Raw genomic sequence first — 26,073 nt, 5'->3', positions numbered from 1 at the left:
ATTCATGACTCCTTGGAAAGCCTTTGTAAATTATGCTTGCGGAGTTTTTCTGTGCTCAGGGGTGAAAATGGAGAAGGCAGGCGCTGCCAAGGCCTGCAAGGATGCAGTAAATGCCGAATCCTGTCAGGGTGTGCCGGTTGTCATCATGGAAGAAGCGCAGCAGGAGCCGGGAGCAGATGAGGGCCGTTACGCCAGCCACGACAGCGCCAATGAGGGACTGCGTGATCATGCTGCTGGAGAGATGGACATGGCGGAGCTGCCAGGCCTCTTTGGCCGTGGCTGCCAGAATGATCGGCTGGGCCATGAGCAGGGAAAAGCGTGTCGCTGTCAGATGGTCCAGTCCCCGCATCAGCCCACCATTAATGGTGGCACCGGAGCGTGATAGCCCGGGGAACAGGGCTAGACATTGCCAGAGGCCGATGATGAGGGCATCTTTCCAGGAGAGTTCCTGTGTCTGGTAGGCATTGTCCTGTTCATGCCGGAGGGCCCGGCGGCGCATGATCTCCGTCAGGATGAGCAGCAGGCCGTTGAGGGTCAGGAATCCTGCCACCATGAGCGGATTGGCAAAAACGAGCCGCAGGTGATGCTCAAACAGTCCGCCCATGATGACGGCTGGTATTGTGGCCACGACAAGCAGGCTGCACAGGTGGATCGCCTTGTTGCGGGTTCTGGCTGTCCTGCGGGGGGAGAAGAGGCCGAGCAGGATAGCCCGCCAGTCCCCCCAGAAGACATGCGCCAGAGCCACCAGCGTGCCGACATGCAGCATGGTCAGAAAGGGCAGGAAGGTCGGGCTGTGTTCATCCAGCGACCAGTGAAGGATTCCGGGCAGAAGGACGGCATGGCCAAGGCTGCTGACAGGGAAGGGTTCCGTGATGCCCTGGATGATGGCGAGGATGAAGGCCTGGAGATCTGTCATGCGGAACCATGGTCTGTCTGGAGGTGGGGGAGATTGAGGAAAAGCCGTGACGGATGCTGGTGGGAAAGTCCCATCTATGGTAGCAGTAACGTTCTGTTGTTTTTCATGAAATCAGCTTCTCCGGTCGCAAGGCTAGCAGACTGGGGCGTGAATTTCGAGGTATCTATGTGGGCGATCCTTAAAGGGCGTGGCGGAGCATTCATTGCCAGCAGCTGTGTTCTTCTGGCAGCCGGCGGGTTCGTTGCCTATGGGCTGGGCCTGCTGGAGGGGCCGGATCGCCACATGACAGGCTATCATGCGACATTCAGTTCCGCGAATGGTCTGGATGAGGGGGCTGACGTGGACCTTGGCGGTGTAACCGTGGGGCGTGTGCGTTCCATCACGCTGAATCCGGAAACCGCCATCGTGGACGTGCAGTTTGCCGTACGGGATGATCTGAAGCTCCCGCAGGATACGGCTGTGGCCATTGCGGCACCGACCATTGGCGGGGACAATGCCCTTCAGCTGCTGCCCGGCAAGGCAGGGCAGACATTGCCGGCTGGTGCCACCATTCTGGATGCCCACCCCCTGCTGTCTCTGGAGCAGCAGATCAGCAATTACATATTTGGTGCGGGCAGGCTTTAGGCTGTGTTTTCCCGCCGGGCGGCAAAGGACCGGCGGGGTCTGTCCCGGTTGTTGCCTGCCTCAGTCGTTGGTCGGGTAGGACGCCAGCAGGCGCCGCTGCTTCAGCCAGGAGCGGAGCATCCCCAGAATGCCGGAACTTTTCCAGCCTTCTTTCTTTTTTGCAGCACCGATGAGGAAGGCCTGCCGGTAATGGTAGATCTGGGTGCGGTAGGCTTCTATCAGAGTCGTGCGCCGGTCCCAGATATGGATGGCCTCTGACCCGACCCCATTGATCTCGATGATCTGGAAGTCTTCCCCACGCTTCAGAGCTTCTGGTGAAGCCATCTTGAGGTCGATCCGGCCGAAATGGAAGTCCGGTATGTCCAGCATGATGGCGTTGATGCGTTCCGTGAGTGCCGGAGTGATGTCCGGCCTCCCATTCCGGAAGATGGACCCCTTGCAGTGATTTCCGGCAAAAACCAGTGACAGCGTTTCTCCGGCGGGCAGAATCTCGGTTTCACGGCCACTGATACGGGGCAGATAGAGCTGTGGCACCTGTCGCATCCGGGGGTCGGCCATGATGAGCTCCTTGAGTGTGGAGCGACCATTGCCGGTCAGGACAGGGGCCTCCTTGTAAGTGAGGGAGGTGATGCGGCCGACAGGCTCATCAGGATGACGGATATAGAAGATGCCTGCTTCCATCGGGTAGGTGATGAGCTGCTGCACCATCAGGGCCACACCCGCCGGGAAGAGTGGCAGCACCTCGTGGAGCATGGCCAGGGAGGTGATCAGCCTCACTCCCGTACCGTTACAGCCGATGTCAGGCTTGAGCACGACCGGGAAGTCGATCCCCATTTCCTTCATGGCGGCCAGCACATCCCGGGCTGCATCAGCTCCGTTATGAATGATCCGATACGGGGCAATGGCCTCTCGGGCCGTGGGGCCGGCCATGTCCAGAATGGAGCTTTTGCTCTCGCCACAGAGGCCACCTGTTTCGATACGGGGATTGGCAGCCGTGGAGATGCTGAGGTCTCCATGACGTAACCCCATGAGAATCCAGTAGATGACGATGGGGGTATAGAAAATGCTGTCGGGCCAGAACTCGAAGAGGGACAGCGTCTTGTGATGGGAGGAAGGTGCTGTCATGGACTATGTGTTCCTACGTTGCAGGTGGCTGATGAAACGTCCCATCAGGAAAATGCAGAGGATGAAGCCGATGATTCCCGCCCAGCGCCAGCCACCCTGATGCGCCAGAAGCCACCCGCCAACATGCAGTGCCAGCAGGAAGAGCAGGCTTGTCCAGACCAGCGTTGCGCCGATGGCCGTCAGGGCGAAGGCCAGAAAGGGCGCACGGAAGAAACCGCAGGCCGTATAGAGCGGCAGGCGGCTGCCTGGAACAAAGCGGGAAATGGCCACAACCCCTATGATGTTGCGGGAGAACCACCGTTTTGCCTGCTCCTCGCTGGGGAGGGTCAGGAAACGGCGCAGGAACGTCCATCGGCTTCCTGCCAGACCGAGGGCATAAAGGCCCATGTCACCCAGGGCCACCCCGGCATAAAGGCTGCCAAGTGCCAGAGGGATGGAAATCTGGTTTCCTTTGGACGCAATGGCCGCCAGGACGGTTGCAACATCTTCCAGGATAAAGGTACCAAGGATGACAGAAAAGGCTTTCAGCCAGACAGGCTGGGACGCCATGATAGCGCTGATACGGATCACAAAGAACGGTCCTGGCTGTGGTTGGCGGGACTGTGCCATGAAATGCGTCTGTCCGCAATCGGCAGTGCCGGGTATATCGGGGCGTTCCTTTGGATGATGAAGGGGAGATCAGGCGTGATGGGAAGTGGAATGATGAAGAGGCGTCATTTTCTGGCTGCCACGGCGGGAGGGTTGATGATGGGCGGTCTGCCTGCCTGGGCAGGTGGTCGGGCGGTGGCCTCTCGGGGGACGGCCGATTATGCAGCGTTCCTGGGAGGTGTGCGGCAGCAGGCCCTGTCGGCTGGTGTGCCGTCGGCTATTGTGGAGCAGTCCCTTGCGCTGGCTCAGGCCCCCAATCAGGAGGTTTTGCGGCTGGACCGGCACCAGCCGGAATTTACCCTGACATGGGCGCAGTACCGTGCACGTGTGATCTCGTCTGCCCGGGAAGAAAAAGGGCGGCAGGCCTGGCAGAGGGTGCGGGGGACACTGTCGCCTTTGGGGCAGACGCTGGGCTGTGATGACAACGCCATCATGGGCATATGGGGGCTGGAATCAGGGTTTGGAGAGCATCAGGGCCGTTTTAATGTCATCGAGGCCTTGGCCACTCTGGCCTTTGATGGCAGGCGGGCTGCCTTTTTCCGTAGCGAGCTGATCAAGGCCATGCAGATATTGGCTCAAGGGGTCATCAGTCCGGCCAGCATGCTGGGCAGCTATGCCGGTGCCATGGGGCAGCCTCAGTTCATGCCGAGTGCCTATCTGCGTTTTGCGGCGGATGGTGATGGTGATGGAAAGGCGAATATCTGGAGTTCCGAAGCGGATGTTTTTGCCTCCATTGCCAATTACCTGGGACGGTCGGGCTGGCGGCGTGGTGAACCCTGGGGAGAAGAGGTTGTGGTCCCGCTGGGGAGCAATGGGCAGTTCACGGCTCTGGCTGCCACGAAATCCCGCCATGCCCCCGTGCATCCTGTCAGCACGTGGCAGGCTATGGGGGTGAGGCCGGTCCAGTCTTCCGGGTTCCTGGCACCGCAGGCCACGGGCAGCCTGCTCCAGCCGGATGGACCTGGTGGACAGGCCTTCCTCGTTTATCATAATTTCCGTGCGATACGGGCCTACAATCCTTCCGATTATTATGCATTGGCGGTCGGGATTCTGGGCGATAGGATGACCCGATAATCACGCCGTCCGGCATGGTGCCGGGTGGCCCGCATGGCGGGCATCGCAGGTTTTTTCATGAAGGCCCCGCCGGTATGGCGGGCATGCAGTGCGGGGATTGACGTGCAGACAAGACGTTCTCTCATGGGGGGAGTTGCCGGTTTTACGGCATGTTCCCTGCTGGCATCATCACGGGCCGGGCAGGCCGCCGGGCTGCACAGGCAGGGGCGGGGGCGTCCGGCAGGGCAGGTGAAGGAAGCAGGTCCGGCCACCGATTCGGTCGTGGGGGATGCCGTGACTCCAATGGGCCCCATGCCGACCTCTGCCCGTTGGGCCTATATTCTCGACAGCACGACGGGGACGGTGTTGCTGAGTCGCAATGCGGAAGAGCGGATGCCGCCATCATCCCTTACCAAGATGATGACGGCCTATGTCGTTTTTGCTTTTCTGGCCTCCGGGCGTATCCGGCTGGAGCAGGAATTCCCTGTCAGCTCCAGGGCCTGGAAGATGGAAGGTTCCCGCATGTTTGTCCCGCTTGGCAGTTCTGTCAGCGTGGAGAATCTGATCCGTGGCATGCTCATCCAGTCCGGCAATGATGCCTGTGTCGTGCTGGCGGAGGGGATTGCGGGGTCTGAAGAGCGTTTCGTGGCCTTGATGAACGAGGCAGCCCAGCGCATTGGCTTACGCAACTCTCATTTTATGAACGTGACCGGTCTGCCGGATGCCAGCCATTACATGTGCGCTCAGGATGTGGCCATGCTGGCGCAGCATCTCATTCGTGATTTCCCCCGTTATTACGGGTTCTTCGGGGAGAAGGAATTCACCTTCAACCATATCCGTCAGGGGAACCGCAATGTGCTGGTCGACAAGGGGCTGGCTGATGGTCTGAAGACTGGCCATACCGATGCAGGGGGGTTTGGCCTGTGTGCCAGTTCAGAACGGAACGGCAACCGTGTCATTGTCGTCATCAATGGGACTGCCTCTACCAATGAGCGTGCTCATGAGGGTGAACGGCTGATGAGCTGGGCATTCTCCAGTTTTGAGACGGTTCAGTTGCTGCACAAGGGGCAGGTTGTGGAGCCGGCCGCTGCCGTGTGGAATGGGGAGCATCGCACGGTTGGTCTGGCTGTTGCGGAGGATGTCAGCCTGACCATCCCTGTCGGCTGGTCCTCGAAAGTGCAGATCAGCGTGGATTATCCGTCCCCCATTCCGGCACCGGTGGCAGCAGGGCAGAAGTCTGGTCATGTTTCCGTTGGCCTGCCAGGTCAGCCTAGGGTCTATTCACCACTTTATACGGTGTCCCCGGTCGGTGAGCTTGGCTTTGCAGGGCGGATCCTGTCACGGTTCGGTCATGCTCCGCAGTAAGACCGGGGGAGTGTTCATTACATTGGAAGGGGGGGAAGGTGCGGGCAAAAGCACGCAGCTGGCCCGCCTTTCCGAGCAGCTGGAAGGCGCTGGTTTCCCGGTTTTCCAGACGAGAGAGCCCGGTGGGACGCCAGCAGCCGAGGCGTTGCGGAACCTGCTCCTTTTTGGGGAGGAGAGTTTCTGCTGGCAGGCGGAGATCATGCTTCATATGGCGGCCCGGGCGGATCACCTCGCCAAGGCAATCCGACCGGCTCTGGCAGAAGGGAAAATCGTCCTCTGTGATCGGTTCCATGATTCCACATGGGCCTATCAAGGGTATGGAATCGGAGAGGGCCGGGCAGAGGTTCTGGAGTATATCCGCTCCCTGCGGCAGGTCGTGGGAGGAGAGCCTGATGTAACGTTATGGCTGGACCTGCCCTGCGAAGTGGCCCGTCAGCGTATTTCCCGGCGGGGTGGAAAGCTGGACCGGTACGAGGGACAGCAGATGCAGTTTCATCAGCGTGTGCGGGCTGGTTTTCAGGATATTGCCGAGAAGGATCCTGCCCGCATCCGGCGGGTTGATGCCAGCCAGTCGCTGGAAGAGGTGCAGGCGCACCTATACGCTCTCGTGCGGCAGCATATGGCTGGAGAGGGCGCTGCGTGAGGGGGCCTCCGCCTGAACCACGTCTGGCAGCCCATGTGTATGGGCATCAGGCAGCCATACAGCAGTTTGAAGAGTCTTTTGCGTCTGGCAGGCTGCATCATGCGTGGCTGATTTCTGGCCCGTCCGGTGTAGGCAAGGTGACATTGGCGTTCCATCTGGCCCGCAGGCTGCTGGGGGGCAGCGATCTGGAAAGTCCTGCTGGACGGCGCATCTCTGCGGGGACGCATGGAGATCTGTTGACGATTGCCCGGAAGATGGACCCCCGCAAGGGACAGCTGAAGGGGGAGATCACGGTTGCTGATGTCCAGCCCATCCAGAATTTTCTGCATCACACGGCCACGGAGGGTGGCTGGCGGGTCGTGGTCGTGGACGGGCTGGAAAGTCTGAACCGTTTTGCCGCCAATGCGCTGCTGAAGATTCTTGAGGAACCTCCGCCGAAGACCGCTCTCTTCCTGACGACCTCTTCACCGGGCACATTGCTGCCGACATTGCGGAGCCGTTGCCGTGTGCTGGCCCTGGCCGGGCTGGATGAGGCTGACATGAAGGCCGTTCTGCCTGACGTGCCGGATGATGTCCTGCATCGTGCCCATGGGTCTCCCGGTCGTGCCCTGTTTCTGGCACAGGACCGGGACGGCATCTGTGCCGGGCTGGTGGAGCGGGCACTGGCTGGTGAAGAGCTGGATCATGAAAATTGGGTGATCGTCAGCCAGATCGCTCGTGAAGCAGAGGGTTTTGCGTTAGTGTGCGATCTGCTAGGCGAGGCACTGGCCGGTCAGGCACGGGATGCCGCCTTTGCGGGAGATCTGCCCCGGGCAGCTCTCATGGCGGATCGGGCCGGGCGGTTGGGGCAGATGCGGATGCAGAGTGAGCGCTTCAGCCTTGACAGGGCCGAGGCCATCCGGGAAGTCCTTGCTCTGGCCCGCCAGGGGTAGCAGGCCCGGTTGTGGGTTTTGGTAAAATTTGGACGACAGGACAGATAGATCATGAAGCGGCATTTCACCATCACGACTCCCATTTTCTATGTGAATGGTGCGCCGCATATCGGCCACGCTTATACCTCCATCGCCTGTGATGTGATCGCCCGTTTCCATCGGCTGGATGGCAACGATGTTCTGTTCGTCAGCGGGACGGACGAGCATGGACAGAAGGTGGAGCAGAGCGCAAAGGCGCAGAATGTTCCTCCGCAGGATTTTGCGGACCGCATCTCCCAGAGCTTCCGCCAGATGCAGAAGGACATGGCGGTCCAGACGGATGAGTTCATCCGCACGACAGAAGCCCGACACAAGAAGGCAGCCCAGACCCTTTGGGAGAAGGTTGCCGAAAATGGTCATATCTATCTCGATGCCTATGAAGGCTGGTACTCCACCCGGGATGAGATGTTTGTCGGTGAGGATGAGATCACCCGGCATCCCGACGGCAGCCGGACGGCACCTTCCGGTGCGCCGCTGGAGTGGGTGCGGGAACCATCCTACTTTTTCCGCCTTTCCGATTTTCAGGACAGGCTGCTGAAGCTGTATGAAGAAAATCCCGATTTCATCGGCCCGCATGGTCCGAAACGGGAGGTGGTCAGCTTCGTGAAGCAGGGGCTGCGGGACCTCTCCATCAGCCGGACCAGCTTCCGCTGGGGCGTGGAGGTGCCGGGTGACCCGGACCATGTCATGTATGTCTGGTTCGATGCGCTGGCGAATTATCTGACAGCCGTTGGTTACCCGGACATGAAGGATCCCCGGCATGTTCACTGGCCCGCCGACGTGCATGTGGTGGGCAAGGAGATCATCCGCTTCCACTGCATCTACTGGCCGGCCTTCCTTATGGCGGCCGGTCTGCCGCTGCCGAAACGGGTTTTCGCTCATGGCTGGTGGACGGTCGAGGGTGAGAAGATGAGCAAGTCTCTCGGCAACGTGCTGGACCCCAAGGCTCTGGCCGATGAGTTCGGGCTGGACCAGCTGCGCTTCTTCCTGATGCGGGAAGTGCCCTTTGGTGGGGATTCCAATTTCAGCCGCCGTTCCCTCATCACACGGATGAATGTCGAACTGGCCAACGACCTTGGCAATCTTGCCCAGCGGACGCTCAGTCAGGTGGCCCGCAATCTTCAGGGTGTCCTGCCGGAACGTGGTGCCCTGACAGAGGATGATGAGAAGATTCTGGCCCAGGCCACCCTGCTGCCGTCTCTCACACGCACGCATATCGAGCGTCTGGCCATCAGTGATGCGCTGGAAGATATCTGGAAGCTCATCCGGGAGGCCAATGCCTATATCGACCGGCAGGCCCCCTGGGTGCTGAAGAAGGAAAATCCGGCCCGCATGGCGGATGTGCTGCGGGTTCTGGTGGATGTGATCCGTACCGTGGCGACGCTCCTCCAGCCCTATATGCCAGATACGATGGAGAAGATGCTGGACCAGCTGGGTGTGGAGAAGGGCGAGCGTCATATCGCTGCGCTGGAAACACCACTGCCCGGTGGGCGTACCCTGCCCAAGCCACAAGGTCTGTTCCCCCGTTTCGTGGAGGAAGAGAAGGACGCATGAAGGGGCTGATTGACACGCACTGCCATCTGGACCGTCTGGAAGACCTCCCTGCCAGTCTGGATTTTGCCCGGCAGGCTGGTCTGGCGGGAATGGTCACGATCGGGACACGCTGGTCAGAACGGGCCAGGCAGAAGGCCCTGACGGAGCATGACAGTCCGGACCTGCGTATCTGGTGTGCGTTGGGCACACATCCCGATCATGCCCATGAGGAGGTTCTTCCCAGTCTTGATGACATGCTGGCAGAGCTTGAGACTCCGCAGGTAGCGGCCATCGGAGAGTCTGGCCTTGATTATTTTCATGGCACGGAGGAGGTGAAACCAGTCCAGCATGCATCCTTCCGCCGTCATATCGAGGCAGCCCGTGTGACGGGTCTGCCGCTGGTCATCCATACGAGACAGGCGGATGATGACACCATCGCCATTCTGCGGGATGAGCATGAGAAGGGGGCTTTCCCTTTTCTGATCCATTGCTTTGCCTCCGGTCCGAAGCTGGCCGGAGCCGCTCTGGAGCTGGGGGGGTACCTGAGCTTTTCCGGGCTTCTGACCTTCAAGAAGTGTGAAGAAATCCGGGACGTGGCCCGTCATGCGCCGGAGGACCGTATCCTCGTGGAAACAGACAGTCCTTTTCTGGCCCCCGTTCCCAAGCGGGGCAAGCCGAACACGCCGGGCTATGTCGTGCATACGGCGGCTCGTCTGGCCGAAGAACGTGGTCTGACGGGTGAGCGGCTGGTGGAGATTACGCAAGCCAACACACGGCGTCTCTTCACACGGGTAGCCGTATGAAGATCACGATTCTCGGTTGTGGTGGCTCCGCTGGCGTCCCCATGATCGGGGGTGAGGAAGGGGCCGGAACGGGCCTCTGGGGTACGTGCGATCCGACAGACAGGCGGAATCGCCGTCTGCGTTCATCCATCGTGATCGAGCATGAGGGGTTCCGTCTTCTGGTCGACAGTGGGCCAGACCTGCGGCAGCAGATGCTGGCAAACGGGCTGACCCATATTGATGCCGTGTTCTACACGCACGCTCACAGTGACCATATCGGTGGGCTGGATGAATTGAGGGCTGTCAATCGTGTGATCGGTCGGCCGATCCAGCTTCTGGCCACGGCAGAGGTTCTGGCCGAGCTGCGGCAGCGTTTCGACTACGCTTTCCGGCCGTGGGAGGGAGGCACCTTCTATCGTCCTGCTTTTGACGTGCAGGAAATTCCCACCCATGGCCCGCTGAAGGTCGGCCCGCTGGAAGGCTGCATCTTCCCGCAGAAGCATGGCTGGACGACAAGTCTCGGCCTGCGTCTTGGGTCGTTTGCCTACTGCACGGATGTTGAGAGTTTCCCCACAGAATCACAGGCCGTTCTGCATGACCTGTCCTGCTGGGTCGTCGGGTGCTTCCAGCGGGAGGCACATCCATCTCATGGCTGGTTGGGGCGTGTCATGGAATGGCGGCAGCAGTTCCGGCCCCGGCATACGGTCCTGACCCACATGGGGCCGGACATGGATTACGGCCAGCTCTGCGAAAGCCTGCCCGAAGACGTCCGCCCAGCCCGGGATGGCCTGGTCCTGACCCTCTGACTGGGGGAGACTGCCTGTCAGGCAGCGTTCAATCTGTCCCGTTCAAGAACCACAGGTTCAAGATGCACGCAGAAGAGCCCCCGTACCCAGCGGGGCATGGGAGGGAGGCCGACCCAGGCAGTTCTGGCCTGGTTGCTCTGTCTGGGAGAACGGGTGAGAGCAGAAGGAACGGGTAGAGACCATTCCTGAGCCCCCATGAACAGGATCACGTCTCTGATGGTCTGATCCAGCAGGGTAGTGGCCGTCATGTCCAGGAAGACATGAGGTGTTTCAGCGGGGAGAAGGAAGTTGAACCATCCCCTGTGGTGGTGTTGGCAGGGTATGACGTTGCCTGTCGGGCCGAGCAGGCGAAGTTCTGTTTTCATGGCAGGAGAGACCCAGAAGGGAGTCGTGTTGCCAGCCCGCATGTACTCATAACGGGCTGGATCCTTCAGAATGATTTCTGTCAGCGTTACCATCATGACCACTCCATCCTGAACAAGGCAGATTGCAGGGTCACTCTAGGAAGGTCATCTTGATAAAGCGTGAAGAAAGGAAAATCTTTTATCTGTTATCATTCATGCTTATTGGTAAATAGCCAGTTTTTGCGGTCAATGCCCTGTAATCATGAGAAAAGGTGAAAGCAGGAACTCCCACTTTCACCTTTCTTGATAATCTCTCGCATAATTTCTGAAGAATCACGTCATTTCATTCTGGTGGATATATCTGCGGATACGTCACTTTCTCAGACGGGCCGGGAGGCTTGGGAGCCCCCGGTCGGCCGCAGGCGCTCAGTCCCAGCAGGAAAATGCCACCCATGAGGGCCAGAACGGCCCGCGTCATGAAAGAGGAATGAAGCCGATGCATGATCATCTCTCCGTTCAGGCCTGTCCAAGCCGTTCCAGCCACCCCTTGGCCTGTGCCTGCACATTGGCTGGTGCCGTGCCGCCGTGGCTGGTGCGGGAGGCGAGGGAGGAGTCCACGGTCAGGACGTCATAGATGGACCTGTTGATGCCTGATTCCACGGCCTGCATGTCTTCGAGTGAAAGGTCGGCCAGATCGCAGCCTTTCTGCTCGGCCAGACTGACAAGACGCCCTGTGACATGATGGGCCGTGCGGAAGGGCAGACGCAGCTCCCGCACCAGCCAGTCGGCAAGGTCCGTGGCGGTGGAGAAGCCTGCACCTGCCAGCTCCCGCATCCGTTCCTTGTTTGGTTTGAGGTCCCGGATCATCCCTTCCATGGCGGCCAAGGACAGGGTGATGGCCGTCGTGGCGTCAAAGACGGGTTCCTTGTCTTCCTGCGTGTCCTTCGCATAGGCCAGTGGCAGACCTTTCATGACCGTCAGCAGCCCGATCAGATCGCCGGTGATGCGGCCCACCTTGGCACGGACCAGCTCGGCAGCATCCGGGTTGCGCTTCTGTGGCATGATGGAGGAGCCGGTGGTGAAGGCGTCGGACAGATGGACGAAATTGAAGGCCGCAGAGGCCCACTGCACGATCTCTTCCGAAAGGCGGGAAAGATGCATGGCCTCCATGGAGAGGACAGACAGATATTCCAGCGCAAAGTCGCGGTCGGACACGGCGTCCAGCGAGTTTGACGTCGGGCGGTCGAAACCGAGGGCCTGCGCCGTCATGTCCCGGTCGATGGGGAAGGACGTGCCTGCCAGGGCGGCAGACCCCAGCGGGCATTCATTCATCCGGCGGCGGGCATCACGCAGGCGGGAGGCATCACGGGCCAGCATTTCCACATAAGCCAGCAGATGATGACCGAAGGTGACGGGCTGGGCGACCTGAAGATGGGTGAAACCCGGCATGGGGGTGTCATGATATTCCAGTGCACGGCGGGCGAGGGTGCGCATCAGGGCTTCCGTCTGTTCCACGATGCCGTCGATGGAATCCCGGACCCAGAGGCGGAAGTCCGTGGCAATCTGGTCATTGCGGGAACGGGCGGTGTGCAGCCGCTTTCCGGCTTCCCCGATCCGCTCGGACAGGCGGGACTCGATATTCATGTGAATATCTTCCAGTGCCGGGGAGAAAGCGAAGCGGCCTTCTTCGATTTCCGTGGCAATATCGGCCAGACCCTGCTGGATTTCGGCTTCTTCCTGTTCTGTCAGCAGGCCAACCTTGCGGAGCATGGCAGCATGGGCGAGGGAGCCACGGATATCCTGCCGCCAGAGAATTCTGTCGAACCCGATGGAGGCGTTGATCTCCTCCATGATGGCTGCCGGACCGCTGGCGAAACGGCCACCCCACTGGGGGTTGGCAGCGTCCGTGCTGGCGGGTCTGTTTGCAGGGGAGACGTTGCTGGTATTATTGTGCGTCATGAGGACCGATATGATCAGAAACTGGAAAAAGATTCGTACATGCGCCGTTCTGGCGGGCTGGCTGAGTGTAGCGGCTGCGGGCCTGTGGCACAATTGTGTGCGGGCTGAAGCGTTGCAGAGTTTGCAGGAGCTGGAGCCGGAACCGGCCCTGTCAGCCCCGGTCACGCTGGCCATTGCGGGGCTGGGCGGCACGAAGGCAAGCCTGCCCATGAAGGCGGGGAAGCCGTACATGCTGCATCTCTGGGCCACATGGTGCACACCCTGTCGGGAAGAGCTGCCCCAGCTGGCCGCTTTTCTGGACAGAAATCCCGATCTGCCCGTGATCCCCGTTGCTCTGGACAGTGGTTCACCGGAGCGTGTTCAGGCAGCCCTGCCCCGTCTCCATGCCGAGGGCCTGCCCGTCTGGACGGCGGAGCGTCAGGCTGTGGATCCGTTCCTGAAGAGTCTTCGGGAGCCCGGGCTGCCCATGACGCTGCTGATTGATGCCCAGGGGCAGGTGCGGGCCATTTCTGATGGCGGCGTGGAGTGGAAGGACGCCGCTGCGGCCAGCACGGTCCGCTCCCTTCTTCATCAGGTTGAGTGAGGCTGGGCGTGATGAACAGGCAGACTGAGGCCATGCCCCTTCTGGGGGAGAGTGAGGCCCGCCCTTATCATGTCCATGCAGCGGTGACGGACAGTCCTTTCGTCATGATCAGCGACCATGCGGGCCGTGCCGTACCAGAAAGGCTGGGTGATCTTGGCCTGCCCGTGGATGAATGGGACAGGCACATCGCCTATGATATTGGCATCCGGGAAGTGGGGAGGCACCTCCAGCAGGCTCTCGGCTGCCTGCTTGTGGAGCAGGTCTATTCCCGCCTCGTGATCGACTGCAACCGGGCCGCCGGGCATCCGACCTCCATTCCTCCCGTCAGTGACGGTGCGCCCGTGCCGGGGAATCAGGGCCTGTCAGCTGTGGAGAGACGGCAGCGGGAAGAGGCCATTCTTCATGCCTATCACGATGAGATAGAACGCCATCTGGCCCGACGGAAGCCGGAAACGACGTTGTTCGTGTCCCTGCACAGTTTCACTCCTGCCATGCAGGATGGGCGGAGACGCCCGTGGGACATCGGGCTGCTGCACGATCATGACCCTCACTCAGCCCGCCTGATGCGGACATTGCTGGAGGAGGAAGGCGGCCTCCATGTGGGGGACAACCAGCCCTATGTGCTGAACAGCCAGAATGAATACAGCGGGCCCTATCACGCCGGACGGCGGAATCTGCCAGCCCTTGAGATTGAGATAAGGCAGGACCTCATCAGTGATGAAGTGGGGCAGAAGCTATGGGCGGAGCGTCTGGCCCGTCTGCTGCCCCGCTTCTGGGAAAGACGGAAGGAGATGGCGTGACGATTGATGGCAGGACCAGACTGGCTGGCGTGATAGGCTGGCCGGTCGATCATTCCCGGTCTCCCATGCTGCATAACCACTGGTGCCGGGTGCATCAGGTCAACGGGGCCTATGTGCCGCTGCCGGTCAAGCCGGGACAGCTGGAAATGGCTCTGAAGGGGCTGGCGGCAGCGGGGTTCCGTGGGGTGAATGTCACGATTCCACACAAGGAGGAGGCTTTCCGCCTCTGTGACGAACTGACAGAAACGGCCCGCCGGGCCGGGGCAGCCAATACGCTGCGTTTTGTGGAGGGGCGGGTCATTGGCGACTGCACTGATGGCACCGGCTTCTGCGACAATCTTCTGGCTCATGGCGTGAGGCTGGAAGGGCGTGCTCTCATCCTCGGGGCGGGGGGAGCCGCCCGGGCCGTGGCGGCAGCGTTGCAGGATCGTGGCTGTGAGGTCTTCATTTCCAACCGTACAGCTTCCCGGGCCGAGGCTCTGGTGCAGGCCCTGGGGGCTGGAACCGTGCTGGACTGGACAGACTGGCCCAGCAGGCTGGGAGAGATGAATCTGCTCGTCAATGCGACATCACTGGGCATGGGAGGACGTGATGACACGGCATGGTCCAGCCTGCTGCAGAAGGGGCAGGAGGGGCTGAGCGTGGCGGACATCGTCTATACGCCTCGGCAGACACCTCTGCTGAAGGCAGCGCAGGAGCGTGGCTTCCGCACCGTGGACGGGCTGGGCATGCTGATCTGTCAGGCACGGGCCGGGTTTCAGGAATGGTTCGGTGTACTGCCGGAAGCCGATGAAGCCAGTTTTGACATTCTGGCGCAGGACCTCGCCCGGCATGGCCTTTCCTGACATGGTGATGGTCGGGGCCTGTTCGTGAAGGTTCTGGGGCTGACGGGTGGCATGGCCGCCGGGAAGAGTACGGTGGCATCTCTCTTCCGCAGGGCGGGTGTGCCTGTTTTTGATGCCGATGCCTGCGTCCGTCAGCTTCAGGCCCCTCATGGGCGGGCGGTTCCTGCCCTGCAGAAGGCGTTTCCCGGCATCGTGCATGATGGCGTGCTGGACAGGGCAGCCCTGCGCCGTCTCATAGCGGCGGATCCAACCGTCCTGCCCCGGCTGGAAGCCATCATCCATCCGATGGTCCGGCAGGAGAGACAGGCTTTTCTGAGGCGTTGCCGGTCCCGTCAGGTGCCGTTCTGTGTTCTGGACATTCCCCTTCTGTGGGAAACGGGGGCGGATCGGGACTGTACGCTCGTCATGGTGGTGTCGGCTCCGCTGTCTGTCCGTCTGTCCCGCATCCGGCGGCGTTACAGGAGGGGTGGGCAGATGAGCGAGGCGGATGCGAAAGCCCTGCTGGCCCGGCAGATGCCGGACAGGGAGCGGCGACGCCGGGCCGATATCGTGATAAGGACGGGCCTCTCCCGTGCCTGTGCGGCCCGTCAGGTCCGTGCCATTCTGGCCTCCCTGTGGCAGATGCGTGAAAGACGATGACATGACCCGTTCCATTCTTTTTGATACCGAGACGACAGGGCTGGACCCGGATACCGGGGACAGGGTGATCGAAATTGCCGCCCTGGAGCTGGTGAATGACCTGCGGACGGGGAATTATTTCCATGTGCTGGTGAATCCCGAACGGGACATTCCCCCCGAGGCCACGAAGGTGCATGGTTTCACGCTGGCGGACCTGGAAGGGAAACCTCTTTTCGCTGACATTGCTGATGAGTTTCTGGAGTTCATCGGTGACGGGAAGATGATCGCCCATAATGCACCGTTCGACTTCAAGTTCATCAATGCGGAGCTGAAGCGGGCCGGACGTCCCGTGCTGGATTATGACAGTCGGGCCATTGATACCGTCATCATGGCCCGGAAGAAATTCCCCGGGATGCCTGCCAATCTGGACGCCCTCTGCCGCCGTTTCGGGATCGACCTCTCCGAGCGTGGCACCCACAATGCCCTGCTGGACTGCCGCCTGCTGGCCGACGTGTATGTGGAGCTGATCGGGGGGCGGCAGCGTGGCCTTGGTCTGGGCAGTGACCGGCAGCAGTCTGCCGGCCCGGGTGGGGCGGGGAAGCGCAGGGTCGTGACGGGTCGCAAGGCCCGCCCCATGCCACCACCGGATGAGGCCACTCTGGCCCGTCATGCCGAATTTCTCGCAACCCTGTCAGACCCGATCTGGTTGCAGGAGTGAAACGCATCCTCTTCATCACGGCGCATCGTCTTGGTGATGCCGTGATTGCCATGGGGGCGCTGGCAGGCATGATGGAGCGTCATCCTCAGACCCGATTCACCATCGCCTGCGGTCCGGCCGTGCAGGACCTGTTCCGGTACATGCCCCGCTGCGAGCGGATCATCGTGGTGGAGAAGAAGCCTCATAACAGGCACTGGCTGGCCCTGTGGTGGCAGGTTGTGCGCCATCGCTGGGAAGTGGTGGTGGATCTCCGTTCATCGCCTCTGGCCTATGGAGTATGGAGCCGTTCCCGTCATGTCGTCAGGGGGGGCAGGCGGACAGGGCTGAAGCTGGAGCAGCAGGCCCGGTCGCTGGGCTTCAGGCAGCCCTTCCGTCCGCATGTCTGGCTGGGACCGGAGGAGCAGGACATGGCCGCCCGCCTCCTGCCCGGTGACATCCGCTGGCTGGCTCTGGCTCCGACAGCAGGAACGGAGACGAAACTCTGGCCTGCCTCATCTTTTGCGGCTCTTGCAGACCGGCTGGGGGCAGAGGGGATGCGTCCTGTCCTGTTCTACGGTCCGGGAGAGCGGGAGGCGAGGCTGGCCGCTCCGGCCCGGGCTGCCATGCCGGAGGCTCTGGACCTTGGCGGGACATATTCACTGGCGCAGGTTGCAGCCCTGCTGGTCCGCTGCTGCCTGTTTGTCGGGAGTGATTCAGGGCTGATGCACCTGTCAGCAGCTCTGGACGTGCCAACGCTGGGCCTGTTCGGTCCCAGCCGTGCCGCAGAATATGCGCCTTCTGGCCGCTGGACGGCTGTGGTTGAGGCTCCCGGCCCGCCCGGTGCCGGAAACATGGAGGGCCTGAAGGCTGAAGATGTCTGTCAGGCCGCCCTCTCTCTTTATGAATGGTCCAGAGAGGGGTAAGAACCGGTCATCACTGTGATGAAACGATGACAGATTTTTCAGGGAGACATCATGCATTTTGATCTCATAATCCGTAATGGACGGTGCGTATTTCCATGGGGTGAGGCACAGGCCGACATCGGCATCCGTGATCAGCGGATCGCTTCCCTGTCTGTTTCCGCCAGTGATGAGGCTGACCGTGTCATTGATGCCACGGGCCTGCATGTCCTGCCCGGGCTGATCGACTCTCACGTGCATCTGCGTGATCCCGGCAAGCCGGAGGCGGAAACGCTGGAGACAGGCACCCGGGCGGCGGCTCTGGGTGGCATCACGGCTGTGTTTGACATGCCGAACACCAACCCGACCATCACGGACAGGAAGATGCTGGACTGGAAGCGTCAGCATATCGTGGAGACGGCGAATATTGACGTCGCCATGTATATTGGTGCGACCCGGGAGAACACGCCCCTTCTGGCCGAGTTCGAGCAGGAAGAGGGTGTCTGTGGCGTCAAGGTTTTTGCGGGGTCTTCGACCGGCGATCTCATGATCGAGGATGATGAGGGGATCGAGGCGGTCCTGCGCTCCGGCCATCGCCGTGTGTCCTTCCACTCGGAGGATGAATACCGCCTGCGGGAGCGGCGGAAGCTGTTCGAGCCGGGGCAGCCCTACCACTGTCATGCCGAGTGGCGGGATGCGGAATGTGCCATTCGGGGTACGCAGCGTATCCTGGCCCTGTCCCGCAAGACGGGGCGGCCCATCCATATCCTGCATGTCTCAACGGAAGAAGAGTTCATTCTTCTGGGCGAAAACCGCCGTCATGCCACGGTGGAGGTTCTGGTCAATCATCTGACCAACGAAGGGCCGGGCTGTTATGAGCGTCTGGGTGGCAAGGCTGTGATGAACCCTCCGCTGCGGAATGAGCGGCGTCATTTTGAGGCAGGCTGGGCCGCCCTGCGGGATGGACGGGTGGATGTGGTGTCTTCCGACCATGCGCCGCACCCCAAAGAGGCCAAGGAACTGCCGTGGCTGGAATGTCCATCCGGCCTGACGGGCGTGCAGACGATCGTTCCGCTGATGCTGGATCACGTCAATGCAGGGCGTCTGAGCCTGACCCGGCTCGTGGACGTTATGGCCGCTGGTCCGGCCCGGGTCTATGGGCTGCCGAACAAGGGCCGTCTGGCCGTCGGGTTCGATGGTGACATCACCCTTGTGGACATGAAGAAGCAGCGGACCATCACCAATGACTGGATCGCCTCTCCCGCAGGCTGGACACCTTATGACGGAAAGACCGTCACGGGCTGGCCCGTGGGGACCATCGTCCGGGGGCAGGTCGTGATGCAGGATGATGAGATCGTCACCAGCAATGTGGGGCGTCCCATCAGCTTCCAGCCCTGAGGGGAGAAAAGAGGGGCTCTTCCGGCGGGAGGGCCCCTTTCCGGTTAGTGGAGGCTGCGTCCTTCGGGAAAGCCATACATCAGATAATGGGCCAGTGGTCCTGATTCATAGCCTGCCACATCAGGGTGACGGGCCAGATAGGCGTGGCTGTTCCAGACATGAAGCCTGCCAGACCGGGAACGGATCAGGGGCAGGCCCTCACGAAAATAGATGTGAACCTCATCCCGGTAGAGAGTCTCATACTCGTCATGGGAGCGGAGAAGCATGTGGCAGAGATGACTGCCCGGGCAGTGTGGTCTGGAGAGGTGAGCAAGAATCTTCTGCCGGTCAAATACATCGTCAGGGCTCTCCATTTCGGGCATCAGTTTTGCCCGGGAGAGGTCGATCATTTCCTGATAGGGCCGGTTGTGGCTGTGGAGATAGACAAAACGTGTCATTTTCACATCCGTGGTGTTGGCCAGAGCAGGGGCATGGTGCCCATTGTCGATGGTGGCGTCGTGGTAGGCGGGCACGAAGCCTTTGTGAAAATGACGGTTGGGGGCGTACCAGCCTTCATGTCCGTCCCCAGGCAGGTTGAACAGGCTCAGCTCGATGCGGAAGGGGCAGCCCCAAGGCTTCAGGCGTGCAAACTCGGCCAGAATGTCTGCCTTTCCTAGAGAAAGCCCGGTCTCCGTAAAAACGCAGAGCAGTTCATCGCAATCTACCGGCAGGGCGAAATCATACTCTGCATCCTGATTCAGGGAGCGTATGACGTTCGTGAAATGCCCGCCCTTGTTCTGGAAATCAAACGCCGTATCCAGATCCCGCCGGACATGGGCGCCGTATCGTTCGGCTTCATCCAGCAGGGCCAGAGTGGTGACCTCTTCCGATCCGTTATCAAAGATGAGAAGATTTTCCATGCCGAAGAGGCAGGCATAATGGGTCAGCCAGCGGGCAAGGCGGGGCCCCTCATCCTTCTGCATCATCATGACCTTGACGATGGGGGGGCGGGTTGGAGCGGTAATTTTTGTCGGGGAGGATGTTTGCCGCTGGTCCGTCATGCTATAGGAGTGTCAGAATTATCATGATTGGTCCAGCAAGGATATGGCGTGTCAGACGATTTGATTAAGGAAGTGGAAGAAGAGCAGCGTCTCCTGCGGCTCAGATCCATGGCCCTCCGTGTGGGCGGCGTGCTGGTGGTTCTTCTGGTGCTGGCTGGTGTTGCCGGTGGTGTATGGGGATGGCAGCAGCACCGGCTCCATACGGCTCAGGCCGTGGCGTCGGACCGCTATTTCGAGGCCATGAAGCTTCTTGGTGATCTGAATGCTCTGCCGTCTGCTGAAAGTGATGCACGACAGAAGGCCGAAGGCATTTTCTCGGATCTGGCCCAGTCCGCCCCGCAGGGTGTACGCAGCTATGCCGCCATGTATCTGGCCGAGCTGAAAGAGCAGGATCATGACCGTTCCACAGCGTTGAAGCTGTGGCAGCAGGTGGTGGATGATCGAGCTTCCGAAAGGTCTCTGGCGTTGATGGCGCAGTATCGCCTCCTGAATGCCCGGATGGGTATCGCTCCCAGGGATGAGCTGAGGCGTGGTTATCAGGCGCTCGTTCAGACAGGGGGAAGCTGGGTCCCTCTGGCGAAGGAAGGGTTGGCCGTGCTGGACCTGAGGGACGATGCCAAACCGGAGGAACGGGCAGAGGCACGCCGCCTGCTGCTGGAGGTTCAGACATCAGCGGACAGCACGGATGATTTACGGCGTCGGGCCGGATTATTGTTGCAGACTTTGGGAGAGGCTGGATGAACCGCCATTTTTCTTCACTGCCGGGGATGGGGGGCGTAAAGGCTTCCCGTCGTTCTATTCTCAAGGGCGCCTGTTCATTTGCTGCCATGACGGGGCTGGCGGGTTGTGGTGCCTTCTCGGACGATCCGAAGAAAACGGTTCTGCCGGGCAGACGGATTGACGTTCTGTCAACCGGGGCAGGTCTGGCCGTGGACACGCATGATACAGCCCCCATCACCCTGCCTGCCGTACAGCCCGTCACTGCATGGATGCAGGAAGGGCGGACAGCGTCGCATGAAGCGGTCAATGCAGTCTGGAATGGTACGCGACAGCTATGGAGTGAGTCGGTTGGCTCCGGTGTCAATCGGGTTGGCTGGCTTTCCATGGTGGCGTTTGTCCCCAATCGCAAAGGGGCCTTGCAGTCCCCGCCCGTGATTGGCGATGGTCGCATGTTCACGGTGGATGCCCAGGGCGTCATCCGGGCCTGGAGCTGGCCGGAGCGCAGGCAGCTCTGGCACCTCCAGCCAGCCCGCAAGACCCGTTCTACCAATATTGGCGGTGGCCTCGCCCTGGTGGGGAATACGCTTTATGTCGTTGATGGCGTGGCGCAGGCCCTGGCGCTGGATGCTGCCACGGGTCGACAGAAATGGGCCGTGGATATCGGGACGCCGGGGCGCTCCGCCCCGACTGTTGTCGGTGGTCTGATGGTTTTCACGACCATTGATGCCCGCCTGTACGCTCTGGATGCGGCAACGGGCCAGCAGCGCTGGACCTATCAGGCGACCGATGTCAGCACGACCCTCTTCGGGGCTGGGGCTCCGGCCATTGTCAATGACATTGTGGTGGCTGGTTTCGGCAGTGGTGATCTGGTGGCCCTGCGTGCAGCTTCTGGCGAGGTTGTCTGGAGTGACAGCCTTGGCGGAGGCAACGGGCTGGGCGCCATGTTGGATTTCGCCTGCGTGCGTGGGGGGCCTGTCGTTGTTGGCGGGACAGCTTATGCCATATCTTTGTCTCGTGTGCTTGTGGCCATCGACATGCGCTCGGGGCGTCGTCTGTGGGAGCGGGAGGTCAGTGGTCAGTCGCCGCTCTGTGTTTGTGGCGAATGGCTGTATCTCATCTCCCTGGACCAGCAGCTGGCCTGCCTGGACCGTGTGACGGGACAGGTACGGTGGGTCAAACAGTTGCCCCGTTTCAAAAAACCGGAGCATGAGAAGGGTCCCATCCAGTGGATGGGACCGATCATGCTGAACAACAGGCTTGTCTGTCTTTCCAGCATGAACCGTGGTGGCATGGTGATCGTGAATGCCAGGACGGGCCAGGAAGAAGGAAAGATAGAAACACCGTCATCCTGCCAGGTACAGCCGATTGTCTGTGATGGACAGCTGCTCGTTCTGAGTGAAGATGGTGTTCTGCGCGCTTATGGTTGATCCCGCTGGGACAGGCAGGCTGCCTGTCGTCGTTATCGCAGGGCGCCCCAATGTGGGGAAGTCTACCATCTTCAACCGGCTTGTCGGGAGGCGTCAGGCGATCGTGTCGGACGAGCCCGGTGTGACGCGGGATCGCAAGGACGGCGTGGCCATGCTGCGTGGTCGCCGTGTGCGGCTCGTGGATACGGCAGGGCTGGAGGAAGCAGCTCCCGAGACGTTGTTTGGCCGTATGCGGGCTTCGTCCGAGCAGGGGATCGCACAGGCTGATCTGGTTGTTTTCTGCGTGGATGCACGGTCTGGCATCACACCTGCTGATGCACATTTTGCCAACTGGTTGCGGCGGCAGAACCGGCCTGTCCTCCTCGTTGCCAACAAGGCCGAAGGCCGGGCCGGTGCAGAAGCAGCCATGGAGGCCTTCTCTCTTGGGCTGGGAACCCCGCTTGCCATGTCTGCTGAACATGGTGAGGGACTGGCCGACCTGATGAGCGAGATCGTCAGCCTTCTGCCGGATGAGGAGACACTCGCCGAGCAGGATGGAGAGAAACCGCTGCGCCTTGCCATCATTGGCCGTCCGAATGCTGGAAAATCAACGCTTCTGAACAGCCTTCTGGGCGAGGAGAGGATGATCACGGGGCCAGAAGCTGGCCTGACACGTGATGCTGTCAGTGTCATGCTCGAGGACGAGGCCGGGCCGATCGAAATCGTTGACACGGCTGGAATGCGGAAGCGTGCCCGTGTTCAGGAAGGGCTGGAGCGTGTCTCTGTTTCCGCCTCTATTGAGGCCATGAAAATGGCTGAAGTGGTTGTGCTGGTTCTGGATGCAGATCGTGGTGTTGATGAGCAGGACCTCCAGATTGCCCGTCTGATTGAGCGGGAGGGGAGAGCCTGTGTTCTTGCTCTCAACAAGTGGGATGCCGTCAAGGAGCGTCAGGCAACACGCAAGGCGATTTCTGATCGTATCGAAATTTCACTGGCGCAGATGCGTGGGATCGAGGTTGTGACATTCTCGGCTCTGACAGGCGAGGGGCTGCACCGCCTTCTGCCGGCCGTCCGAAGGGCCAGCGAGGTCTGGAACGCCCGTGTGGGCACGAGCGATCTTAACCGCTGGTTTGAGGAGGCGGTGGAACGTCATCAGCCGCCGCTGGTGGATGGGCGCCGACTGAAGTTACGCTACATGACACAGGCCAAAAGCCGCCCGCCAACCTTTGTGCTGTTTGGCACAAGGGCGGAGCAGCTGCCGGACAGTTACAAAAGATACCTCATAAATGGGTTGCGGGAGACCTTCCATCTTCCCGGCACGCCGATCCGGCTTCTGCTGCGGGGGAGCCGTAATCCATTCGTGAAGCAGGATGAGCGATAATTTATTGAATTTGGAGCAATAACGTCCATAATCGCCGCACGCCCCGATGCCGGAGGGGTGTGTGACCTTTATGAATGAGGAGTTATCATGGTAGGAGTAACGCCGGCAGCCAGGAGTGGGGGCGGTGCCTCTTCGTCTCAGAAGACGACAGGGCGTGCTACGTTTCTTGGCATTCTTGCGGCCCTTTCTGGGTTGATGTTTGGGTTGGATACAGGCGTTGTCGCTGGTGCTTTGCCGTTCATTGCGACTGATTTCCATGCTGGTGCTGCCATGCAGGGGTGGATCGTGTCGTCCATGATGGCTGGTGCTGCTGTTGGTGCTACATTTGCTGGTCGCATTTCCGTTTCTTTTGGTCGCCCGGGTGCCATGCTGGGCGCTGGGATCCTTTTTCTGGTTGGTACGCTTTTCTGTGCGTTTGCTCCCGGGGTGGCCCTGCTCATCACAGGGCGTGTCCTGCTTGGTCTGGCTGTTGGCGTGGCAGCATTTGCAGCGCCGCTCTACATTTCTGAGATCACGGTCGAATCGGCCCGTGGTGCCATGATTTCTTTCTATCAGCTGATGGTTACGCTCGGGATTTTTCTGGCATTCGTGTCCGATAGCATCCTGTCCGAAGGTGGGCACTGGCGCTGGATGCTCGGGATCATGGGCGTTCCGGCGGCCCTGTTCCTCGGTGTAGTGCTGATTCTGCCGCACAGCCCTCGCTGGTTGATGATGCGTGGTGATACGGAGCGTGCCCGCAAGGTGCTGCGTATGCTGCGTTCTGACGAGGAAGTGGCGGAAGCAGAGCTGGCCGATATCAACGACCGCCTCTCCAAGAGCAGTGATGCCGGATATGGGCTGTTTCGCAGCAATCCGAACTTCCGTCGTTCCGTGTTTCTGGGTATCACCCTCCAGATCATGCAGCAGCTGAGCGGAATCAACGCCCTGCTTTACTACGCACCGCGCGTGTTCGAAGCTGCCCATTTCGGGACCAATGCTGCCGTGTGGGCCACGACACTGGTCGGGCTGACCAACATGGTTTTCACAGGTGTGGCCATCCGATACGCCGACAGGTGGGGCCGTCGTCCGCTGCTGTTGACGAGCTGTGTCATCGTTGGTGCTTCGCTGGTTGGTGTCGGTGCAGTGCTGGCTTTTGGTGGTGGCAGCCTGGCCGCTTCCATCCTGCTCTGCGCTCTGATTCTTGTCTTTGTGGCCGGTTTTGCCATTGGTGAGGGACCGCTTGTCTGGGCCCTGTGCTCCGAGGTTCAGCCGACACGTGGCCGTGACTTTGGTATCGGCTGTTCCACGGTGACAAACTGGGTGGCCAACTGGGTTGTTTCCAGCATTTTCCCGCTGATGATGCTGGCGATGGGTGCGTCTTGGACCTTCATCCTGTTTGCAGCGTTCAATGGCCTGTTCGTGCTGATTACTCTGGGTTTTGTCCCGGAGACGAAGGGTGCTTCGCTGGAGCGGATCGAAGCGAATCTTTTTGCAGGGGTGCCCCTGCGTAAATTGGGAGAACCAGAGGGTAATGGGCAGTAAGATGGCAGATCCTAGCCTTGAGGGAGAATACGACCCGGAGAGGCACGCAGGCCTTTACGGGATGCAACGCTTCAAGGCGATGTCATCTGTCATTCTGGCATTGATGCTTTCGATCCTGGATTATTCCGTTGCGAATGTGGCCCTGCCCACCATCGCAACGGATCTCCACTCTTCTGCTTCGCAGGCGATCTGGGTCATCAATGCCTACCAGCTGGCCAATCTGGCCTGTCTCCTGCCATTGGCCGCCATTGGGGCCAGGGTTGGTTTCGGGCGGATGAGCCAGCTGGGAATTGTCCTGTTTCTCATTGCGTCTGTGGCCTGTGCCATGTCGCAGAACATGCTGGAGCTGACGCTTGCCCGGGCTCTTCAGGGTGTTGGCAGCTCCTGCATCATGAGTGTGAATATTGCGCTTGTGCGCTTCATTTATCCGCACAAGCTCATAGGCAAGGGGATTGCGCTCAACGGGCTGTTCATCGGCCTGGGTGTGGCGCTGGGGCCGACCATCGGCTCCTTCATCCTCTCCATTGCCTCCTGGCCCTGGATTTTCTGGGTGAATCTGCCGCTGGGTGGCATTGCCATCCTTCTAGCCAGCAAGGCTCTGCCCAAAACGCCGCGGAGCGACGTGAAGGTCGATATCCCTGGTTCCTTGCTCACGGTGGCCTCTTTCGCGCTGCTGGGGATCGGGCTGGACAGCCTCATGCATGGTGATCTGGGCTGGGGTGCCGGGTTGACGGGCTGGAGCCTTGTCAGCTGGTGGCTTCTCCTGCGCTGGCAGAAAAAGCGGCAGGAGCCTATTGTGCCGCTGGACCTGCTGAAGCGTGTGCCCTTTCTGCTGGCCTGTCTGGTCAGTTTCTGTGGGTTTGTGGCTTCGAACCTGTATATTGTGGCCATGCCTTTCACGCTGGCAGTGGCTTTTCATAAAAATCCGGCCACAGTCGGTCTGTTGATTGCACCGTGGGCTGTGGGCGTGGCGGTGATGTCTTTTATTGTCGGAAAGATTGCCGACCGTTTTCCGGCAGCTCTTCTGTCTTCCATTGGGCTGCTGGTGACATGTCTTGGCTTTGTGCTTCTCTGTACCCTGCCGTTGGATGCCGATAACACGGCCATTGCCTGGCGGACGCTTCTGGCTGGCATGGGGTTTGGCTTTTTCCAGCCACCGAACAACCGGGCCATCATGGTGACAGCCCCTCCCGGCCGGGAGGGTGGTGCAAGCGGGATGCTCTCCGTGGCCCGTCTTTCAGGGCAGACGACAGGGGCATTGCTGGTCGCCGGGCTGTTCACCCTGTTCCCTCATCCTGCGTTCATCTGTCTCGGAGCCGCCGCTGCCGTGGCTTTCTGTGGAGCAGCATTGAGTGCAGGGCGGACGCTTTTCAGAAGGCGTACGACCTGAGCAGGT

Annotated in this window: 26 protein-coding genes; 20 read left to right on the top strand and 6 right to left on the bottom strand. The window is 60.5% G+C overall.

What is annotated here, in order from left to right; translation table 11 throughout:
* Positions 1-55: 55 nt before the first annotated feature.
* Positions 56-916 carry an undecaprenyl-diphosphate phosphatase gene (locus ASO19_RS05605; RefSeq protein ID WP_043559970.1) on the bottom strand — a complete coding sequence of 287 codons (861 nt, stop codon included), beginning with the start codon at positions 914-916 and terminating at the stop codon, positions 56-58.
* Positions 917-1,081: 165 nt separating this feature from the next.
* Between ASO19_RS05605 and ASO19_RS05600 the strand changes: the two genes are divergently transcribed.
* On the top strand, positions 1,082-1,540 hold the full coding sequence (locus ASO19_RS05600; RefSeq protein ID WP_043559972.1) for an MlaD family protein: 459 nt from the start codon (positions 1,082-1,084) through the stop codon (positions 1,538-1,540).
* A 60-nt stretch (positions 1,541-1,600) separates the two neighbouring features.
* On the opposite strand, the gene ASO19_RS05595 is transcribed toward ASO19_RS05600, so the two are convergent.
* Together ASO19_RS05595 and ASO19_RS05590 are read right to left on the bottom strand one after the other, a co-directional pair.
* Positions 1,601-2,665 (bottom strand): ATP-grasp domain-containing protein, encoded by a 1,065-nt coding sequence (locus tag ASO19_RS05595; protein ID WP_103765574.1) that lies wholly within the window; start codon positions 2,663-2,665, stop codon positions 1,601-1,603.
* Between the two features lie 3 nt (positions 2,666-2,668).
* A complete protein-coding gene (locus ASO19_RS05590) occupies positions 2,669-3,214 on the bottom strand; it encodes a DedA family protein (protein ID WP_086431524.1) in 546 nt (181 codons plus the stop codon).
* 150 nt (positions 3,215-3,364) lie between these two features.
* On the opposite strand from ASO19_RS05590, the gene ASO19_RS05585 reads away from it, so the two are divergent.
* From ASO19_RS05585 to ASO19_RS05555, 7 genes are read left to right on the top strand one after another with little or no spacing between them, the layout of a single operon-like run.
* Positions 3,365-4,387, top strand: a complete 1,023-nt coding sequence (locus ASO19_RS05585; RefSeq protein WP_043559976.1) for a lytic murein transglycosylase — start codon at positions 3,365-3,367, stop codon at positions 4,385-4,387.
* A 57-nt stretch (positions 4,388-4,444) separates the two neighbouring features.
* On the top strand, positions 4,445-5,731 hold the full coding sequence (locus ASO19_RS05580; protein WP_043561153.1) for a D-alanyl-D-alanine carboxypeptidase family protein: 1,287 nt from the start codon (positions 4,445-4,447) through the stop codon (positions 5,729-5,731).
* Entirely contained in the window at positions 5,718-6,374 is a 657-nt protein-coding gene (gene tmk / locus ASO19_RS05575) for a dTMP kinase (protein ID WP_043559977.1), read from the top strand. The genes ASO19_RS05580 and tmk overlap by 14 nt, the downstream gene beginning before the upstream one ends.
* Positions 6,371-7,306, top strand: coding sequence for a DNA polymerase III subunit delta' (locus ASO19_RS05570; RefSeq protein ID WP_181005210.1), 936 nt, complete (start codon positions 6,371-6,373; stop codon positions 7,304-7,306). The genes tmk and ASO19_RS05570 overlap by 4 nt, the downstream gene beginning before the upstream one ends.
* 51 nt (positions 7,307-7,357) lie before the next feature.
* Entirely contained in the window at positions 7,358-8,899 is a 1,542-nt protein-coding gene (gene metG / locus ASO19_RS05565; protein WP_043559982.1) for a methionine--tRNA ligase, read from the top strand.
* A complete protein-coding gene (locus ASO19_RS05560) occupies positions 8,896-9,681 on the top strand; it encodes a TatD family hydrolase (RefSeq protein ID WP_103765573.1) in 786 nt (261 codons plus the stop codon). The genes metG and ASO19_RS05560 overlap by 4 nt, the downstream gene beginning before the upstream one ends.
* Positions 9,678-10,466, top strand: a complete 789-nt coding sequence (locus tag ASO19_RS05555) for an MBL fold metallo-hydrolase (protein ID WP_043559986.1) — start codon at positions 9,678-9,680, stop codon at positions 10,464-10,466. The genes ASO19_RS05560 and ASO19_RS05555 overlap by 4 nt, the downstream gene beginning before the upstream one ends.
* A gap of 17 nt (positions 10,467-10,483) precedes the next feature.
* Here ASO19_RS05555 and ASO19_RS05550 read toward each other — a convergent pair whose 3' ends face one another.
* Positions 10,484-10,927, bottom strand: a complete 444-nt coding sequence (locus ASO19_RS05550) for a hypothetical protein (RefSeq protein ID WP_043559988.1) — start codon at positions 10,925-10,927, stop codon at positions 10,484-10,486.
* 399 nt (positions 10,928-11,326) lie between these two features.
* Positions 11,327-12,769 (bottom strand): argininosuccinate lyase, encoded by a 1,443-nt coding sequence (argH, locus tag ASO19_RS05545; RefSeq protein WP_103765612.1) that lies wholly within the window; start codon positions 12,767-12,769, stop codon positions 11,327-11,329.
* Between argH and ASO19_RS05540 the strand changes: the two genes are divergently transcribed.
* Genes ASO19_RS05540 through ASO19_RS05510 form a run of 7 tightly spaced genes read left to right on the top strand, consistent with a single transcriptional unit; the run spans position 12,768 to position 18,609 of the window.
* On the top strand, positions 12,768-13,352 hold the full coding sequence (locus tag ASO19_RS05540) for a TlpA disulfide reductase family protein (protein ID WP_181005209.1): 585 nt from the start codon (positions 12,768-12,770) through the stop codon (positions 13,350-13,352). The genes argH and ASO19_RS05540 overlap by 2 nt on opposite strands.
* An 11-nt stretch (positions 13,353-13,363) precedes the next feature.
* Complete coding sequence (locus ASO19_RS05535) at positions 13,364-14,152, top strand: N-formylglutamate amidohydrolase (protein WP_181005208.1); 789 nt, start codon at positions 13,364-13,366, stop codon at positions 14,150-14,152.
* Positions 14,089-14,997, top strand: a complete 909-nt coding sequence (locus ASO19_RS05530) for a shikimate dehydrogenase (RefSeq protein ID WP_103765572.1) — start codon at positions 14,089-14,091, stop codon at positions 14,995-14,997. The genes ASO19_RS05535 and ASO19_RS05530 overlap by 64 nt, the downstream gene beginning before the upstream one ends.
* Before the next feature lie 24 nt (positions 14,998-15,021).
* Positions 15,022-15,636: a dephospho-CoA kinase gene (gene coaE / locus ASO19_RS05525; RefSeq protein ID WP_081563202.1), complete on the top strand. Its 615-nt coding sequence runs from the start codon at positions 15,022-15,024 to the stop codon at positions 15,634-15,636.
* A gap of 1 nt (position 15,637) precedes the next feature.
* Positions 15,638-16,333: a DNA polymerase III subunit epsilon gene (gene dnaQ / locus ASO19_RS05520; protein ID WP_103765571.1), complete on the top strand. Its 696-nt coding sequence runs from the start codon at positions 15,638-15,640 to the stop codon at positions 16,331-16,333.
* Complete coding sequence (locus tag ASO19_RS05515; protein WP_258036094.1) at positions 16,330-17,235, top strand: glycosyltransferase family 9 protein; 906 nt, start codon at positions 16,330-16,332, stop codon at positions 17,233-17,235. The genes dnaQ and ASO19_RS05515 overlap by 4 nt, the downstream gene beginning before the upstream one ends.
* Before the next feature lie 51 nt (positions 17,236-17,286).
* On the top strand, positions 17,287-18,609 hold the full coding sequence (locus ASO19_RS05510; protein WP_081563482.1) for a dihydroorotase: 1,323 nt from the start codon (positions 17,287-17,289) through the stop codon (positions 18,607-18,609).
* A 44-nt stretch (positions 18,610-18,653) separates the two neighbouring features.
* Here ASO19_RS05510 and ASO19_RS05505 read toward each other — a convergent pair whose 3' ends face one another.
* Entirely contained in the window at positions 18,654-19,577 is a 924-nt protein-coding gene (locus tag ASO19_RS05505; protein ID WP_181005207.1) for a glycosyltransferase family 2 protein, read from the bottom strand.
* A gap of 120 nt (positions 19,578-19,697) precedes the next feature.
* On the opposite strand from ASO19_RS05505, the gene ASO19_RS05500 reads away from it, so the two are divergent.
* The 5 genes from ASO19_RS05500 (at position 19,698) to ASO19_RS05480 (ending at position 26,067) form a co-directional block, all read left to right on the top strand.
* Positions 19,698-20,390 (top strand): tetratricopeptide repeat protein, encoded by a 693-nt coding sequence (locus ASO19_RS05500; RefSeq protein ID WP_143539930.1) that lies wholly within the window; start codon positions 19,698-19,700, stop codon positions 20,388-20,390.
* Positions 20,387-21,796, top strand: coding sequence for a PQQ-binding-like beta-propeller repeat protein (locus ASO19_RS05495; RefSeq protein ID WP_258036093.1), 1,410 nt, complete (start codon positions 20,387-20,389; stop codon positions 21,794-21,796). Before ASO19_RS05500 ends, ASO19_RS05495 begins: the two co-directional genes overlap by 4 nt.
* Positions 21,789-23,156, top strand: a complete 1,368-nt coding sequence (gene der / locus ASO19_RS05490; protein ID WP_043560004.1) for a ribosome biogenesis GTPase Der — start codon at positions 21,789-21,791, stop codon at positions 23,154-23,156. The genes ASO19_RS05495 and der overlap by 8 nt, the downstream gene beginning before the upstream one ends.
* An 87-nt stretch (positions 23,157-23,243) precedes the next feature.
* Positions 23,244-24,677 carry a sugar porter family MFS transporter gene (locus ASO19_RS05485; protein WP_043560006.1) on the top strand — a complete coding sequence of 478 codons (1,434 nt, stop codon included), beginning with the start codon at positions 23,244-23,246 and terminating at the stop codon, positions 24,675-24,677.
* Between the two features lies 1 nt (position 24,678).
* A complete protein-coding gene (locus tag ASO19_RS05480) occupies positions 24,679-26,067 on the top strand; it encodes an MFS transporter (protein ID WP_043561164.1) in 1,389 nt (462 codons plus the stop codon).
* Positions 26,068-26,073 lie beyond the last annotated feature (6 nt).

It is taken from the genome of Parasaccharibacter apium (assembly GCF_002917995.1).
GTDB classification, from domain to species: Bacteria; Pseudomonadota; Alphaproteobacteria; order Acetobacterales; family Acetobacteraceae; genus Bombella; species Bombella apis.
The sequence above is the reverse complement of the archived record's forward strand: the minus strand, read 5'-3'. Positions and strand labels throughout refer to the sequence as shown.